Annotated in this window: 15 protein-coding genes; 5 read left to right on the top strand and 10 right to left on the bottom strand. The window is 67.1% G+C overall.

The annotated features are described in order from the left end of the window. Nucleotides 1-63: 63 nt before the first annotated feature. Nucleotides 64-264, bottom strand: a complete 201-nt coding sequence (locus ACYQ07_RS01825; RefSeq protein ID WP_459876553.1) for a heavy-metal-associated domain-containing protein — start codon at nt 262-264, stop codon at nt 64-66. A gap of 129 nt (nt 265-393) precedes the next feature. Between ACYQ07_RS01825 and ACYQ07_RS01830 the strand changes: the two genes are divergently transcribed. Continuing rightward, the gene (locus tag ACYQ07_RS01830) at nt 394-984 is read left to right on the top strand and encodes an AsnC family transcriptional regulator (RefSeq protein ID WP_459876556.1); all 591 of its coding nucleotides are present in this window, start codon (nt 394-396) and stop codon (nt 982-984) included. 76 nt (nt 985-1,060) lie between these two features. Here the strand turns inward: ACYQ07_RS01830 and ACYQ07_RS01835 are convergent, their stop codons facing one another. Further along, a complete protein-coding gene (locus ACYQ07_RS01835) occupies nt 1,061-2,305 on the bottom strand; it encodes an RNA-guided endonuclease InsQ/TnpB family protein (RefSeq protein ID WP_459876558.1) in 1,245 nt (414 codons plus the stop codon). A gap of 254 nt (nt 2,306-2,559) precedes the next feature. On the opposite strand from ACYQ07_RS01835, the gene ACYQ07_RS01840 reads away from it, so the two are divergent. After that, nucleotides 2,560-4,026, top strand: coding sequence for a PAS domain S-box protein (locus ACYQ07_RS01840; RefSeq protein WP_459876561.1), 1,467 nt, complete (start codon nt 2,560-2,562; stop codon nt 4,024-4,026). A gap of 26 nt (nt 4,027-4,052) precedes the next feature. Here ACYQ07_RS01840 and ACYQ07_RS01845 read toward each other — a convergent pair whose 3' ends face one another. Beyond that, a complete protein-coding gene (locus ACYQ07_RS01845) occupies nt 4,053-6,734 on the bottom strand; it encodes a heavy metal translocating P-type ATPase (protein ID WP_459876564.1) in 2,682 nt (893 codons plus the stop codon). An 890-nt stretch (nt 6,735-7,624) separates the two neighbouring features. Between ACYQ07_RS01845 and ACYQ07_RS01850 the strand changes: the two genes are divergently transcribed. After that, nucleotides 7,625-7,819: a cold-shock protein gene (locus ACYQ07_RS01850; protein WP_459876567.1), complete on the top strand. Its 195-nt coding sequence runs from the start codon at nt 7,625-7,627 to the stop codon at nt 7,817-7,819. 162 nt (nt 7,820-7,981) lie between these two features. Here the strand turns inward: ACYQ07_RS01850 and ACYQ07_RS01855 are convergent, their stop codons facing one another. After that, the gene (locus ACYQ07_RS01855; RefSeq protein WP_459876570.1) at nt 7,982-9,688 is read right to left on the bottom strand and encodes a cryptochrome/photolyase family protein; all 1,707 of its coding nucleotides are present in this window, start codon (nt 9,686-9,688) and stop codon (nt 7,982-7,984) included. Between the two features lie 88 nt (nt 9,689-9,776). On the opposite strand from ACYQ07_RS01855, the gene ACYQ07_RS01860 reads away from it, so the two are divergent. After that, nucleotides 9,777-9,974 carry a hypothetical protein gene (locus tag ACYQ07_RS01860; RefSeq protein WP_459876572.1) on the top strand — a complete coding sequence of 66 codons (198 nt, stop codon included), beginning with the start codon at nt 9,777-9,779 and terminating at the stop codon, nt 9,972-9,974. A 76-nt stretch (nt 9,975-10,050) separates the two neighbouring features. On the opposite strand, the gene ACYQ07_RS01865 is transcribed toward ACYQ07_RS01860, so the two are convergent. The 5 genes from ACYQ07_RS01865 to aroA all read right to left on the bottom strand — a co-directional run bounded on the left by ACYQ07_RS01865 (nt 10,051) and on the right by aroA (nt 14,251). Continuing rightward, the gene (locus ACYQ07_RS01865) at nt 10,051-10,470 is read right to left on the bottom strand and encodes a hypothetical protein (protein WP_459876575.1); all 420 of its coding nucleotides are present in this window, start codon (nt 10,468-10,470) and stop codon (nt 10,051-10,053) included. Then, entirely contained in the window at nt 10,467-10,961 is a 495-nt protein-coding gene (locus ACYQ07_RS01870) for a phosphopantetheine adenylyltransferase (protein WP_459876578.1), read from the bottom strand. Before ACYQ07_RS01870 ends, ACYQ07_RS01865 begins: the two co-directional genes overlap by 4 nt. Nucleotides 10,962-11,010: 49 nt before the next feature. Then, on the bottom strand, nt 11,011-11,619 hold the full coding sequence (locus ACYQ07_RS01875; RefSeq protein WP_459876581.1) for a helix-turn-helix domain-containing protein: 609 nt from the start codon (nt 11,617-11,619) through the stop codon (nt 11,011-11,013). A 105-nt stretch (nt 11,620-11,724) separates the two neighbouring features. After that, a complete protein-coding gene (locus tag ACYQ07_RS01880; RefSeq protein WP_459876584.1) occupies nt 11,725-12,807 on the bottom strand; it encodes a glutamate--cysteine ligase in 1,083 nt (360 codons plus the stop codon). A gap of 121 nt (nt 12,808-12,928) precedes the next feature. Further along, nucleotides 12,929-14,251: a 3-phosphoshikimate 1-carboxyvinyltransferase gene (aroA, locus tag ACYQ07_RS01885; RefSeq protein WP_459876587.1), complete on the bottom strand. Its 1,323-nt coding sequence runs from the start codon at nt 14,249-14,251 to the stop codon at nt 12,929-12,931. A 149-nt stretch (nt 14,252-14,400) separates the two neighbouring features. Here aroA and ACYQ07_RS01890 point away from each other — a divergent pair, with 149 nt between their 5' ends. Next, complete coding sequence (locus ACYQ07_RS01890; protein WP_459876590.1) at nt 14,401-14,931, top strand: multiprotein bridging factor aMBF1; 531 nt, start codon at nt 14,401-14,403, stop codon at nt 14,929-14,931. A gap of 674 nt (nt 14,932-15,605) precedes the next feature. Here ACYQ07_RS01890 and ACYQ07_RS01895 read toward each other — a convergent pair. Beyond that, on the bottom strand, nt 15,606-16,343 hold the full coding sequence (locus ACYQ07_RS01895) for a DICT sensory domain-containing protein (RefSeq protein ID WP_459876593.1): 738 nt from the start codon (nt 16,341-16,343) through the stop codon (nt 15,606-15,608). Nucleotides 16,344-16,484: the final 141 nt, after the last annotated feature.

The following is a 16,484-nucleotide window of genomic DNA, read 5'->3' on the forward strand; positions in this document are numbered from 1 at the left end:
ACCTGGCACTGAGAAGTGCCCGAACGACCGGCCGCTGTCGGGTTTCGCACGGTCCCCGCCGTGTCAGGCGCTCGCGTCGTAGCCGGCGGCCTCGATCGCGTCGAGCACGGCGTCAACGTCGATGTCGACATCACCCTCCACCGTGGCGGTGCCGTTCTCGTGGTCGGCGCTTGCCAACTCGACGCCCGCGAGGTCGCCGAGCGCGTCGGTCACGTGCTTCTCACAGCCGCCACGCGCCATTCCCTCGACTTGGGCGGTTACCATAACCGAACAAATCGGGTGCTCGGTCATGTGGGTTGTGGACGGAGTCGGTCGAGCGTCACGGACGGGGTCGCCGGTGCGCACTGATTCTTCCACCCCGGGCCTTATGCCGGATCGGGCGGAAGAGTGGATATGCGCACCCTCGACGAGACGGACCGTGAGATACTCCGGCTACTGCTCGCGGACGCCCGCCGGCCGTTCAGCGAGATCGCTGAGCACGTCGACCTCTCGGGGCCGGCGGTGTCGGACCGCGTCGAGCGGCTCCTGGAGGTTGGCGTCATCGAGGGGTTCACGCTCCGGGTCGACGACAGGAAGCTCGCCGCCGGGCTGGACGCGCTGGTGACGCTCGGCGTGCCGCCCGCGGAGGCGACCGGCGTCCACGAGGAACTCGCCGGTCACGAGGGCGTCGAGCACGCCTTCCTGACGGCCGACGGCGAGGTCGTCTGCACGCTCCGCGCGCCGGCCGACGGCGTGCGGACGCTGCTCGACGACGCCGTGGGGCTGGAGCGACTCACGAACGTGGACGTGCAGGTGGTGGAGCGCCACGACTGGACGCCCGCGCTCGGCGACGCCGACCTCGCCGTCGACTGCGTGGTCTGCGGGAACGCGGTGACCGCGGAAGGCGAGTCAGCGCGGATCGACGGCACGCTGTACCACTTCTGTTGTGACTCCTGTCAGGGTCAGTTCGAACGGCGCTATGAGCGGTTGGAGGAGGGCGCGTAAACTACCCCACCCTACTCCTTCGGCGCATACGCGCCTCAGTCCTTGAGGGTGGGGCTTTGATGTGGACTCCCGGCAATCAGTCACCAGCAATAGGCTGGTAACTCTCGCCGTTCAACATCCCACCATTCACACGCACGTCTACTGGTGCGTCTCCGCTCCCCGACGTGGGCGAGGAACGGAGTCTGTGTTTCCGCTTCCGGGCGTAGCGTACCCCGATATTCTTCGCTGCATTGTAGTCTGCGTTCACCTCGTAGCCGCACTTCTGGCACTCGAAGTGTTCTCCGTGGCGGTTGTCCTCATGCGTGAACCCACAGTCCGTCCGAGAACAGCGTTGGGACGTGTGGTTCGGCGCGACTTGCTCCACGGAGACGCCCTGTTCGGGAGCTTTGTACCCGACGTACTCGGCAAGGCGTCGAAACGCCCAGATGTGGTGCCACTTCGCCTGCGGAAGCCGCTTGCGGATGTCCGTTAGGTCCTCGAACACGATCACGTCGCATCTGTTCTCGACGGCTTCCGAAACGATCTCGTTGGCGATCGTGTGGATGTACTGTTTCCGCCATGCTTCTTCGCGCTTGCCAAGGCGAAGCAGGGCGTTGTGCGCGGCTTGCGTGCCGCGCTGTTGCATCTCACCACGCCGCTTCTCGAACTCGCGGCACCAATGATCGTAATCGTTCCCCTGCCAGAACGTACCGGTTGAAGCTACTGCGAGGCTGTTGACGCCGAGGTCGATACCGAGGACTGTTTGGTGCTCAGTATCTTCCGAAACCTCGTCATCGTCCGAATCGTACTTCCGCGTCGTGATGTGGAAGTAGAACTCGTCGGTCGCCTTGTCGTATTGGAGTGTGCTTGCTCGGAACTCGTAGTCCTCCGAGAGAACGTACTGCTCGTATGGCGTCGGGCTGTCCGCGGGGAGTTCAAACTCGCACTCAATGCGCCCGTTGACGGTCGAGAGGGATACGCGGTCGCGGTAGAACGTTGCGCTTCGCTTGTCGTAGACCATGCTCCACGAAGTGAACTCCGGTTGGCTCACGCGCTTGCCCTGTTTCCACCGTTCGACGCATCCTTTCGTCGCTTGGACGGCACGTCGGATGGCCTCTTGAACGAGGTTCGCGGTAAGGTCAGTTTCCTCCCGCAGCTCCGCGTAGAGTGCGTCCCGTGCGGTCGTGTTCGCCGTAACGCAGTTCGCGTAGGAGCGGTCGTCCCAACAGAACTCGGCAGCACGGTTCGTGCAGTGAAGGAACTGTCGCGCGGATTCGTGGAGGTCGTCGCGCCGCTCATCGGGAACGACGAGTTTGACCGGCGCAGTTCGACGCACCTCCATGTTTCAGATTACTACTTGACGGTTCTTATAATCTCGGGAGTCGGATAGCTACCGTCGTGCGGTTGCGTCGTCCTTAGTCGGTTCCCTCTCCGACCTACTCGCTCGCTACACTCGCTCCTTGAGGTCGGAGGCTCCACCTCGAATTATGCTGAAAACGTCGGACGGCCGCTGATTTCGTCTTCCTTGTCCGTTCGCCCGCGATCCGGTGGTCGGGTCGGCACATACTTGCCTCCGTGCGTGCTACGGTGACCCACATGGTGCCTGCATCCTCGGGAAGCGGGGTCGACGGCCACGACGGGTCGGACGACGACGAGCCGCCGGGGATCCTGCTCGATTACACTCGCGACAAGGTCGTCGTGCTCGACCGGACGGGAGCGTTTCGCTATCTCAATGCCGCAACGGAGGAGATCCTCGGCTACACGCCCGAGGAACTCGTCGGCGAGAACGCCTTCAACTACATCCATCCGGACGATGTCGAACACGTCCGTGAGGTGTTCGTGGAGACGGTCGCCAGCGACGAGGAGTATGCCGCAGCGACCGTCGAGTACCGGCACCGGTGCGCCGACGGGTCGTACGTCCACATGGAGAGCCGGTTCTCGAACGTCGCCGTTCCGTCGTTCGACGGTTACGTGATCAGCTCGCGGGACGTGACCGACCGCGTCGAGGCCGAACGTGAGCGCGACGAGACGGCTCGCCAGCTGTCGGCGATCGCCGGGGCGACCGACGACGTGCTCTGGATGTTCAACGGCGACTGGTCGGAGCTGCTGTTCGCCAATCCCGCTTATGAGACGGTGTACGGCCAGCCCGTCGAGCAGATCGAGGGAGATCCGACCGCGTTCCTGGAGGCAGTTCATCCGGAGGACCGTCCGCGGGTCGCGGAGGCGATGGACCGACTGTCGGCCGGCGAGCCGGTCGACATCGAATATCGAGTGAACGCTCGACAGAACTACAATCGGTGGGTTTGGGTGCAGGGACAGCCGATCGTCGACGACGGCGAGGTAACGCGAATCGCCGGCTTCACGCGTGACGTGAGCGACCGCCGCCGGCGGGAACGGCAGCTCGCCGTCATCGACACCGTGCTCCGGCACAACCTCCGGAACGACCTCAACAAGATCGTCGGATACGCCGACGAAACCGGGGATCTGGAGGGACCGGTTTCCGCCGACGACCTCGACGAGTGTGCACGCGTCATCCGCAACGTGGGAGAAGGACTCCTGGAAAAAGCGGAGAAACAGCGGACGATCAACCGCATTCTCACCGACAACTCCGGGTCCCGACGGCTTGATCTCGCGTCCGTGATCGAGCACGCGGTCGAACGGTTCGAGGAGGACGAACCGGGAACGACGGCGACGATCGAGGTCGACGTTCCCGAGGGTCTGGCTGCTCGAACCCGCCCGGATCTTGAGGTCGCGGTCGGCGAACTCGTCGAGAACGCCGTCGAACACGCGACGGAGGACTCGCCGTGGATCAGGATCTCCGGCCACCGAGACGGTAACGAGGTCGTGTTGACGTTCGAGGACCACAACCCACCCATCCCGGACTACGACTATCGGATCCTCACCGGAGACGACGAGATGAGCGAGGTGTACCACAGCAGCGGGCTCGGCCTCTGGTTAGTGTACTGGGTCATCGACCTCTCCGACGGAAGTATCGAGTTCGACAGAACGGACGACGGCAACCTGGTTCGCGTGCGGCTCCCGGTGGCGGACGACGGGACGTAGCCCGTATCCCACCCGGCCCACCCGACTCAGCCGACGAGCCAGTAATACGGGCGGGCCAACAGGAAGTGGTAGTCCGTCTCCGGGTCCCAGCGGCGGAATGCGAGACTGTTCGTCATCACCGACACGGACGAGCCGGCCATCGCGAGGCCGGCAAGCGCCGGGTTGAGCAGCCCGAGCGAGGCGATCGGGATGAGCGTCGTGTTGTAGACGAACGCCCAGAAGAGGTTTTGGTGGACCTTCGAGATGGTCGCCTCGGAGATCCGCAGCGCCTTCAGGGTGTCCCGCGGGTCGTCCCGCATCAGCGTCACGTCGGCGGACTCGATCGCCACATCCGTCCCGGACCCGATGGCGATCCCGACGTGCGCGGTCGTCAGCGCCGGCGCGTCGTTGACGCCGTCGCCGACCATCACGGCACGGCTGCCGTCCGACTGGATCGCGTCGATGGCGTCGGCTTTGTCCTCGGGGAGGACCTCGGCACGGACGCGATCGGGGTCGATCCCGACCTGCTCGGCGACCGCACGTGCGGTCCGCTCGTTGTCGCCGGTGAGCATCGACACTTGGATGCCGCGGTCCTGAAGCGCGGCGACCGTTTCGCGCGCGCTCTCGCGGACGGTGTCGGCGGTCGCGACGACGCCGAGCAGCGTTCCGTCACACGCCACCAGCATCGCCGTCTTCCCCTCGCGCTCCAGTCGCTCCATCGTCTCCTCCGCGGGCGACGGGTCGACGCCGTTATCGCGCAGCAGCTTCCGGTTGCCGACGAGCGTCTCGCCGACCGCGGTCGTCGCTTTCACCCCGTGACCGGGAACGTTCTCGAAGCTCGCCGGCTCCGCGGGGTCGATGCCGCGTTCGGCAGCACCCGCGACGATCGCCCGGCCGAGCGGGTGTTCGCTGCCGGATTCGGCGCCGGCGGCTGCCAGCAACAGCCGCGTGGTGGGGTCGGCGGCGTCTGCTGTGTCGGGTGTGACTGCGACGCCGCCGTCGGGCGCGGGCGTCTCGCTCCCGTCCGGCTCGGGCGTGCCGCCTCCGTCGGCCGACTTCGCTGACTCCACCGGCTCGCCGTTCTCGAAGGGGACCGCGTCGGTCAGCTCCATCTCGCCGTGGGTGAGCGTCCCCGTTTTGTCGAAAACGACCACGTCCACGTCGCGAACGCGTTCGAGGATGTCGGCGCCCTTGAAGAGGACGCCGTTGGTGGCGGCGATGGTGGAGCCCACCATCGTCGCCGCGGGCGTCGCCAGCCCGAGCGCGCAGGGACAGGCGATGAGGACGGCGGACGCGAACACGACCATCGAGAACTCGAGGACGCTCACGCCGCCGGCGGCCGGCCCGCCGCCGACCGGCTCCCACAGCGGGAGCGCGGAGACGAACGTCGAGAGCGGGCCGGGGAACAGCGCCCACACCGTCGCCCAGAACAGCGCGTTGATGATGACGACCGGCACGAACACGCCGGACACCTTGTCGACGACGCGCTGAATGTCCGGCTGACGCGACTGCGCCTCCCGGACCCGCTCGACGATCTGCTGAATGGCGGTGTCCTTCCCGACCTTCGTGGCCTCGACGAGCAGCACGCCGTTCTCGTTGACGGTGGCGCCGACGACCTCGTCACCGGGCGCCTTCTCGACCGGGACGGACTCGCCCGTGAGCATCGACTCGTCGACGGCGGACTCCCCTTCGAGGACGACGCCGTCGGTCGGGATCTTCTCTCCCGGGCGCACCTTCATCACGTCGCCGACGGCGATCTCCTCGACCGGGACCGTTCGCTCGGTGCCGTCCTCGTCGACGAGCGTCGCCTCCTCGGCGCTCATCCGGAGGAGCTCGCGGAGCGCGTCGCTGGCGCGGGCCTTCGAGCGCACCTCCAGCCAGTTGCCGACGGTGATGAACCAGAGGATGAACGCGACCGCCTCGAAGTAGAGGTCGCCGACGAGCGGTGCGCCCACCAGCGGTCCCACCATCACGGCCGTGCTGAACAGGTAGCCGGCCGACGTGCCGATCGCGACGAGCGTGTCCATGTTCACGTCCCGACTCTTCGACCACGCGCGCCAGGCCCCGAACAGGAACTCCTTGCCGAGCGTCCCCATGAGGATCGTCGCGAGGGCGAACTCGACCCACCCGAAGTCGACGCCGGCAACGTCGCCGGGCATCGCGTAGAGGCCGAACATCGCTCCCATCAGGTACCAGAACGGGAGCGTGAGGATCCCCCCACCGATCACGAGCCGGCGCTGACGGGCGAGCTCCCGTTCGGCGGCGCTCTTGCGGGTCTCCTCGCGCTCGGCGGTCGACGCGCCCTCCGTCTCGCGAACCGGCTCGAAGCCGGCGTCCTCGACGGCCGCGTACACGTCCTCGATGCTCGCGTCGACTGGATTGTACTCGACGTGTGCCTCGTCGGTGGCGGCGTTGACATCGACGGCGATCACCCCGGGGAGCTCGCCGATCGCCTCCTCGTTCGTCTCCGCGCAGGTCGAACAGCTCATTCCGCGGATCCCGACGCTCGTCGTCTCGGAGACCGGGTCGTATCCCGCCTCGCGCACGGCGTCGTAGATCGCCGCGAGACTCACCCGTTCGGGGTCGTACGTCACCGTCCCCTCGTCGGTGGCGAAGTTGACGGCGGCCTCCTCGACGCCGTCGAGCGCCTCCACCGCCTCGGCGACCGCCCCCGAACAGGTCGAACAGGACATGCCGCCGATCTCCAGATGTGCGCGGCGTGTGCTCATGATAGCTGTATGTACGGGTTCCCTATTCATGCCGGTTGTGATTGTCTAACCCCATCTCTATCCGCCATCAAGCTTCGAAACAAATGTTCTGAAGAGGTTAGATTTTGGTTTTCAAATCTAACGGCATTGTTGAAATCTCATTCTTCAGACATATCCTTTCTTGAAACAGACGCTGAAGAGTGCTTGTTGATCGATGTCGGGAGTAGGTGTTGTACGTGGGTGGAGATGGCATTTATATGTAGGTCGTAGATGGTGTCGTAGTTCGTTTATAAGGTGTGAATGATCGGTGAGTCGCCGGGAGTTCGCCGGTGAGGGCCGCCTGCAAAGCCCCAGCCGGCTCCGGTCGAGGGGCTCGCTGCGCTCCTCGCTCTCGGCACCGCCCGCTGCGGTGCTTACGTCGCCCGTCATCCCGGAGCCGGCTGCCCCTTTGAGTCCCACCCCGCACGGCACCGCAACCGCACCTCACGCCTCCCCAGCCTCGCCGCTCGCTCCGCTCGCGGCGTCCCTCGCGTGCCGCCGAGCGCCCGCTGGGCGCTCGCCGGGCGCGCCACCGCACCGCGCGTCCGTTTATAAGGGCGGCGTCACTGTAACTCTCGTCCATTTATATACCACCTCACCGGCGAAGAATTGCAATACCCACTCCCGCAGTCACTCATCGAGGATCCTGTATAGACCGGAGCCGGGCCAGAATTTGTCACCTCCTGAGGATTTCAACAGAGCCAAGCCAACTGGAAGAGGGGCAGGGTCGTATCGGGCGGACGCCGGCGAGGAACCTGCGAGCACGCCGGCGAGGACCCACGGAACGCCGACGAACGCCTCGCGGAACGCCGCTGATCCGCTCCGAAATCGCCACAACGTTTATTTCCCGGATGCGTGTTTGTGTGGATGCGATGGCGAAAGGCAAGGTCGACTTCTTCAACGACACTGGCGGCTACGGTTTCATCGAGACTGACGAATCGGACGAGGACGTGTTCTTCCACATGGAAGACATCGGCGGTCCGGATCTCGAGGAGGGACAGGAAGTGGAGTTCGACATCGAGCAGGCGGACAAGGGTCCGCGTGCCACGAATCTCACGCGCCTGTAACTCGGCCGGTACGGAGTAGTTCGCGAACCACGCGTCGTGTTATTCACACTCGCGAGCGACAGCGCCGCCGTTCGACTGCGGCGCCACCGGGGCGGCGCCGTCGGTCAGTTGGGCGACACGAGGCCGGCACCGCCGGTCGGCCACACCGCATGCTTCCCCCCGCTACACCTCACCGTCCCGCAATCCCTCCCGGAGCGCGGCGGCGCGCTCGCGGATCGCCGACAGGTCGCCGGCCTCGCGCTTGTCGTCGAGATGCGAGTACATCAGCCCCATTCGGCCGGTCTCCCGTAGCTCCGACTCTTTCTCCGCGAGAAAGTCCCAGTAGAGCGCGTTGAGTGGACACGCGCCCTCGCCCGTCGTGCGCGAAACCGCGTACGAGCAGTCCGCGCAGTGGTCGCTCATCCGGTTGACGTAGTTCCCCGAGGACGCGTACGGCTTCGTCGACAGGGCGTCGGTGCCGAACGACCCCATGCCGACGACGTTCGGCGTGGTCACCCAGTGAAAGGCGTCGACGAAGCCGAGGTGGAACCACTCGGTGAGCTCGGCGGGCTCCGTCCCGTACAGCAGCGCGACGTTCGACAGCACCATCAGCCGCTCGATGTGGTGAGCGTAGCCGAACTCGCGAACGTGGCTGACGGCTTCGGAGAGACACTGCATCTCCGTCTCGCCGTCCCAGAACGCCGGCGGCAGGTCCCGCGTCTGGTCAAGCTGGTTGGCCGCGGCCATCTCCGGCATCCGCTCGCGATAGACGTGGCGCACGAACTCCCGCCAGCCGACCACCTGACGGAGAAACCCCTCCGCTGCGTTCAGGGGGATGGGCAGGTGGCCGTCGTCGCGCTCGTCGGATCCGCCACCGAACTCGTCGAGCGTTGCGGTCGTCCCCGCCGCCGGCGTTCCGTCCCGGACGGGGTCGTACGCCCCCGGCTCGACGCCGCGCTCGGCGTACCCCGTCTCCACGGCGTCGACGACCTGACGTGGGTCGAGCAGCCCGAGGTTGAGCGCGGGCGACAACAGCGAGTGTGAAACGAACGGCTCCCCGCCAACCATCGCGTCCTGATACCGGCCGAACGAGGGGAGCCGCCGCTTGATGAAGTCGTCGAGCGCCTCCCTCGCCTCCGCGGGCGTGACGGGCCAGCCGAAGCCGTCGAGCGACGACTCGCCCCACGTCTCGAACGTCTCCACCACCCACCGGTGGGTCTCGCGAGTCAGTTCGTCCGGCTCGAACCGCTTCGGGGCCGGCGGTTCCCAGTCGTCGGGCGGCGTCTCCCGGTTCAGGTCGTCGTAGTTCCACTCGCCGCCGAGCGGTTCCGGGTCACTATCTTCGGAGTCGTCCCCCCTCTCCCCGCCCGTCATCAGGATGTCGTGTTCCCGTCGAACGTGACGGTACCAGTCCTCCTGGCGATACGTGCGGTCCGGATCCCGGTCGTCGCCGGCGAACTCCCCCCAGTCCGCGCGGTCGGTGAAAAAGCGGTCGTCGGGGCGAAATTCGAGCGTGCCCCCACACTCGCGGACCAGCCCGTGGAGGCGGTCGGCGGCCCGCTCCGCGGTCGGACGTGTCGTCTCCAGTGTGGGCGTGTCGGCGGGATGGTCGCCGAGATACTCGTCGAGCGCCTCGCCGAAGGAGTCCGCACGCAGGTACGTCACGTCGTGGCCGCGATCGCGCAGGCGGTCCCGGCAGTGGCGCATCGCCGAGAACACCAGCGTAAGCTTGTGGGCGTGATACCGCCGCCGGGCGGCGAACTCGTGTGACTCGACCAACAGCACCTCGTCGGCTCGCGCCAGCGCGTCCGCCGGCGGGTCGAGGCGGTCGCCGAGCAGCCACAGGGTCGTCTCGTCCGTCTCGCTGCTCTCGTCGCTCTCGTCGCTCACAGGGGCCGTTCGGAGTGAGCGAACAAAGCTCCGGGGGCCGACGGCGAATCCCCATCGGGTTTTTGAGGGATGGGAGAGATGACCCTCCATGGAACGCGTCCTTACGAACTGGCTGCTCGGTCTGATCGCGGCGCTGCTCGCGGTACTGGTCCTCGACACGACGGGTCAGGAGTTTCTCAACCCGCTCGACCCGTTCGCGAACGTGCTCGCGCTGGTGACGTTCCTCTCGTTTATCCTTCTCACCGGCGCGTTCTTAGTGTACACCGCATCGTTCAAAAACGAGTAGCGCTCCCAACGCCCGTCTCAGACGGCGTCGTTCGCGTCCGCCGTCGATGCAGTCTTGCTTCTCCTTCACTCGCTGACTACGCTTCCTGCGATCCGTTCGCGCCATCCGGGCCACCCAGTGACGTCACCAGTCGTCCGACGAGGTAGCCCGCGAGCCCGACGGCGACCGCGCCGGCGAGCGCGACGAGCGCCGGCTCGACGGCCGCGAGGGGCGTCCCGGCGAACACGATCGGGTCGAGCGTTCGGAGGAGCACGCCGGCGAACGGCCCGTACGCCAACAGGGTACAGGGGAGCGCTCCGCCGCCGACGCGCCCGAACGCCACCGTTCCGAGCGCGGCAAGCAGGGCGGCGCCGAGCGCCATCCACTCGGTCGGCGGCGTCCCGAGGACTGCGGCGGCGTCGAACGCGACGTACGAGAGCCCGAAGCCGACGACGCTCCACACGGCTGCGCGTTCGACGCCGGCGTCGCCGAGAAGAACCGCACGAGGAACGCTCATTCCGGGCGCGTCGCCCCCCGCCCCTCACGGTCGGGTGTGAGCTCGCCGTGCTGGTTGATTTCGCCTTTGACGATACGCGTTGAGGAGATCCGCTTGCCGTCCTCGGCGGACACGTGGTCGACGACGACGATCTCCAGCGGATCGTGGCCACGGTCGGTGCGGATCTCGTTGATGCGCTCGCCGCCCTCGCGGGTCTCCGGGGAGACGATCAGCGCGTCGAACTCCGGCTCGGTGGCGATGCCGGTGGGCTCGTCGAGCTCGCGGATCTCGAACTCTCGGTCGTATCTCTCCGCGATGGGGGCCAACTCCGATTCGAGGTCGCGTTTCCGCTCCTCGAACGGACGGACGTAGCGCTCGACGTGTCGCGTTTTCGGCGCCAGCTCGTCGGAGGTGAGTCCGACGGTCACGTCGCCGATCTCGAAGGCCCGTTCGAAGAGCTTCCGGTGGCCGTCGTGGATGGGGTCGAAGGTGCCACCCAGCGCGACGTTCATGCGGGAACGTGGCGGGGGCGGGCCTTAAAAGGTCCCGAAGCGGGGTCGATTAGTCGTCGCGTTTGGAGTCGTCGTTGTCGTCCGCGTCATCGGCCGCGGTGTCGTCCTCCGCATCCTCCGCAGCGTCCTCCACATCTTCCGCATCGCCGCCCTCGTCCTCATCGTCCGTGTCGTCGACGGAGATCTGCACGGGCTCCGCGTCGCCGGCCTCGTCCTCGCCGCCGAGACGGCGGTCGAGGTTGAAGACGGTGTTGAGCTCGCGCTGTACGTCGCCGACGACGCCGCGGACCAGCTCGCTGGGGGCGATCGCCTCGTACTCGTAGGGGTTGTTGCCCGCCCCGCTGGACTCGCGTTTGCCACGCTCGACTTTCCCCTCGTCGTGGAGCTCGGCGAGCGCCTCCCGCACGGTGCTCGGGTAGAGGCCGGTGCCGTCCGCGACCTCCTCGCTGGTGCTGTCGGGGTGCTCACGGAGGAAGACGTAGATCCGTGCGCGCGTCTCCGTGTCCAGCACCCACGAAAGCAGGTCGACGACGTTGTCGTCGAACCCCTTCACCGCCTTGTCGGCCCCCTCGCCGAGTTTCTCCTTCGTCTTGCGGAGCTCCTCGCGCGTTCGTTCCGTGGGAGACTCCTCGTCAGCGTGCTCCTCGTCCTTGCTCATACCCCGAGTCGGCTCTCCGCGCTGAAAAGGGTTTCTCGTCGTCTCACATCCGACGGAAGGTGGCCGCGACAACGGAAGATAGTCGCGACGGCGGAATCGCTCGCGCTACTCGTCGGCCAGCAGGAGGTCGGCGGCGAGCGCCTCGACGCCGGACCCCTCGCGGATCCGGCGCTGGCGCTGGCTCCCGCTTTCGCCGTCGTACACCTCGCGGATGCCGGAGATGCCGAGCCGGTCGCACTCTCGGTCGACGACCTCGCCGAGCGACACCTCTCCCTCGCCATCGTGCGCGATGAACGACGCGTCGTGGCCGTGACGAGTGGCACGCCACTTGTTCTCGTCGAGGATCTCCCGGCGGAGGTCCGCCCCCGACTCGCCGTCCTCGTAGCGTTCGGCGAGGTCGACGACGAGCGCGTGCGCGTACTCCGCGAACGCCAACGACACCTCGGGGTCGCGCTGGCCGTCGGGCGCGCGAATCTCGACGGTGCCGTGGCCGGTGTGGGGGCGTACGTCGAACCAGAGCTCGCCGCGGTCCTCGATGGAGCCGTGTTCGACCATCCGGCGCTCGTACTGCTGGAAGGCGTCGAAGTCCGCGAACGCCGACGGAATTCCCGTGTTCGGGAGATTCTCGAAGATCTTCGCGCGGGCCGAGGCAAGCCCCGTGTCGAAGCCGTTCCAGAACGGCGAGTTCGCCGACAGCGCCAGCATGACGGGCATGTACCACCGGAGCTCGTTGGCGACCCACACCGCCTTGTCGGCGTCATCGACGCCGACGTGGACGTGCAGCCCCGCGGTGGTGTTGCGGTGCTGGGGGTACTGGATCCGCTCCAGCTGGGAGCGGTACCGGGGCTTTTCGGCGTGGTCGAGCTCGCGCCACTTCGCCAGCGGGTGGAGGCCGGCGGCCGCGACCTGGTAGCCGTGCTCGGCGGCGTGGTCGACGAGCGCCTCCCGAACGGTCCGCAGGTGGTCGCCGGCCGAATCGGGGTCCACTATCAGCGGCGTCTGCGTTTCGATGGTACACTTAAACAGCTCGTGGTCGAACCCGTCGGGGATGGCGGCCGGCGGGTCGCTCCCGTAGACGAGGTCGTCGATTCCGGAGGTGGGGCGGCCGTCGGCATCGACGATGAAGAACTCCTCCTCGATGCCGAGCGTCCCCATCCGGGTGAAGGCGTCCCGCGAACCGAGTTCCATTGCCGGCACGTTCGCCGCCGGGCGCCTTATAAGGTGTGAAGCCGGCCGCGAGTGACGGTATCTCCCGTGGCGTTCGATGCCGACGAACGCGGAGGATCCGCCCGAGAGAAACCGAATCCGCTCAGTCCTCTCGCTCGATATCCGCGCCGAGGTCGTACATCGTTCCGAAGAAGTCGGGGAACGAGACGTCGACGTGCTCGCCGCCCGCGATGGTCGTCGTCCCCTCCGCGGCGAGCGCGGCGACCGCCAGCGACATCACGATCCGATGGTCACCGCGGCCGTCGACGGTCGCACCCACGAGTTCGCTGTCGGAGCCGTGGACGGTGAGCGTGTCGGTCGTCTCCGTGGTCTCAACGCCGAGCGTCGCCAGCTCCTCGGCCATCGCGGCCACGCGGTCGGTCTCCTTGTACCGGACGTGCTCCGCGTTGACGATCCGGGTGTCGCCGTCAGCGACCGCCCCGAGCGTCGCGATGGTGGGAAGCAGGTCGGGCGTGTCGCCCACGTCGACCTCGACACCCGAGAGCTCGGACCGCTGGACCGTGATGACGCCGGCGTCCTCGTCCCAGTCGATGTCCGCGCCCATCCGCTCCAAGATCTCCACGATGGCGGAGTCGCCCTGCGCGCTCGGGCGAGCGCCCTCGATCCGGACCTCACCGTCGGGGTCGGCGGCGACCGCGCCGGCGGCCGCGAGGTACGAGATGGACGAGAAGTCGCCGGGAACCGCGTACTCGCCGCCCGCGGGCTCGTACGTCTGGCCGCCGGGGACGGAGAACCCCTCCGCGCCCTCGGCCGTCTCGCTGCCGACGGGCGTCGCCTCGATGCCGAAGTCATCGAGCAGTTCCAGGGTGATGTCGACGTACGGCGCCGACTTCAGCTCCGTCGTGAGCTCGATCTCGATCCCCTCGCCGGTCACGGCGCCGGCCATCAGCAACGCGGTGACGTACTGCGAGGACACGTCGCCGGGGATGGCGACCTCGCCGCCGGCCAGCGGGCCGAACACCACGAGCGGCGCCTGCCCGTTGCCCCGCGTCGATTCGGCGCGCACGCCGAGGTCGTCGAGCGCTTCCAGAAGCGGACCCTGTGGTCGCGAGCGGAGCGAGGAGTCCCCCGTGAGCACGGTGCCGCCGTCCGCGAGCGCGGCGGCGCCCGTGACGAGCCGCATCGTCGTCCCGGAGTTCGCACAGTCGATGACGTTGTCGGGCACTTCGGGCCGGCCATCGAAGCCGTCGATCCTGAAGGCGCCGGCCTCGCGGTCGCGCTCCACGTCGCCGCCGAACCGCGCGACTGCGCGGGCGGTCGCCTTCGTGTCCGCGGAGACCAGCGGCGAGGTGACGGTGGCGCCGTCGCTGTAGCCGGCGGCGAGCAGGGCGCGGTGCGTGTAGCTCTTCGAGGGTGGCGCGCGGGTGGTCCCCCGCACGTCCGAGTGGGTGACGTGAACGTCCATATCGGCCTGTTCATCCCCGACGGTAAGTCGGTACCGGAGACGGCACCACCCGCCAGTTGCCGTTTCTCAGCGACGCCTGGGAGTTCGCACGCGGCCGCCGGCACCGCGCCGGCGCACCCTTTATACGAACGGACGCGTTACCCACGGCTATGCCTCAGTGTGAAATGTGTGGCGCCGACCAGGCCTCGCTGACGACGACGAAGGTCGAGGGCGCCGAACTGGAGCTGTGTAGCTCCTGTACGGACTTCGGCACGGAGGTCCGTGACGAGTCGACCTCCTCGGCCGGGAGCAAGTACTCGACGAGCTCCAGCTCCGGGAAGTCCTCGTCGGGCTCCTCCGGCGGCTCGTCGGGCTCCTCGGGCTCCTCGGGCAGCTCCCCCCGCCCCCGCGACATGTTCGACGACATGGAGGAGATCGCGACGGACTACGACGACCGCATCCGAAAGGCCCGCGAGGCCGCCGGCTTGAGCCAGGAGGAGCTCGCCGACGGGCTCAACGAGAAGGCGAGTCTGATCCGCAAACTGGAGCGCGGCGACACGCTCCCCACCGACGATATCCAGCAAAAACTGGAGAAGGCGCTGGAGATCTCCCTCGTCGAGGGCGGCGACGTCGACGAGGAGTGGGACTCCGGCGACTCCGGCACGATGACGCTCGGCGACGTGGTCAAGCGGAAGGACTGACGCCGAACCACCACACGGAGCCGCTTTTTCGGACCGGTCGATCCTGTAAACCGTTGGAAGACCACTCATGGGGGACAACGATGTCCGAAACCCCCGGCCTACCGAGGCTCCTTCGTGATCGATGACGGGAGTGGGTGTGTCAGGTGTGTGGGTGCGGCATTTATAAGTAGAGTGTGAACCGTGTTACTTGCCATTTATAAGTCCCGTTTGTTCGGTGAGTTGCTGGTTCTACGAACGTGAGGACCACCTGCAAAAGCCCCAGCCGGCTCCGGTCGAGGGGCTCGCTGCGCGCTTTTCAGGGCGTCTCTCCGCACAGCCCGACGCCCTGAAAAGTGCTTACGTCGCCCGTCGTCCCGGAGCCGGCTGCCCCTTTGAGCCCCACCCCGCAACCGCACCTCACGCCTCCCCAGCCTCGGTTGACGGCGGCCGCGGGACCGCACCGCACCGCCGCGGCCGCCGCCAACCTCCCTCGCGCGCCGACGAGCGCCCCGCGGGCGCTCGCCGGGCGCGCCACCGCACCGCGCCTCCATTTATAAGAGAGGCGTCACTGCCACTCTCGACAGTTTATATACTCTATCGCCGGCGGCGATTTGCAATACCCACTCCCGCAGTCACTCAACTGGGTGTCTGGTCGACAGGTGTCAGCTGCTGAGAACGCTACAGAGTCCCACGTTTCAAACCGTCGCGCCGCCCTCGTCGGGCGTCTCCGCCGGTCCGTACGTCTCCGTGAGATGTCGGATCATGTAGTCGACCGTGCTCGGGTCGTAGCTCCAGAAGCCGTAAAAGCGCCCGGGCTCGCGCTCCTCGGCGAGGAGGGCGCATTTGGCTTCGTCGACGCCGTCGCCATCGTACGCCACGAACCACGTCTCGCGGATCTCGGGGGCGCGCTCGACGTGGACCGTGACCGACTCCGCATCGGGGAGCTCGCCCTCCGGCGCAGCGTAGGCGTGAACGTCGAGCGCGGGCGCTTCGCCGAGGCGGTTGTACGTCTCGGCTTCGCCTCCGAGCACCGAGAGCGTCTGGAAGCCGGCGTGGAGCTCGCCGTGTCCCATCCGCCAAGCGCGGTCCTCGATCTCGCGGGACGCGGCCACCATGTCGCGGGTGGTGTAGGAGGTGAACAGCGTCTCGTCGAGGTGGTCGAGAACGGGGCGGTACGGCTCCGTGGCGAACGCCGGCGTCGTCCTCTCGCGGGGGGCGAGCAGCTCCGCCACGTCGACCGCCGTGACGAACTCGCCGTCGCGCGACAGTACCGCGAACCGCTCGGGGTCGGCGTCCGTCGTCGTCGCCTCCACGCTCACGTTTCGGTCGGCAAAGTGGTCGGACAGGGAGGCCGCATCCCCCGACCGGGGGTTAAACACCGTGAGCGTGGCCTCGTGGGCCTCTACCCCGGCGATCAGCTCTATCAGAGACATTCCAGTACACCACCCCACTCAGTGGAGTTACAAGATGATTCGTGTGTCTGCGATAAAAGCCATGCGCTTCGTTACCAAAGGACTGGCAGGGAGTGAACGCTGGCCGGAGTGTGAAGCTATTTGCCATTGGGTACTCGCATA

This window comes from Halorubrum gandharaense, from assembly GCF_054654575.1.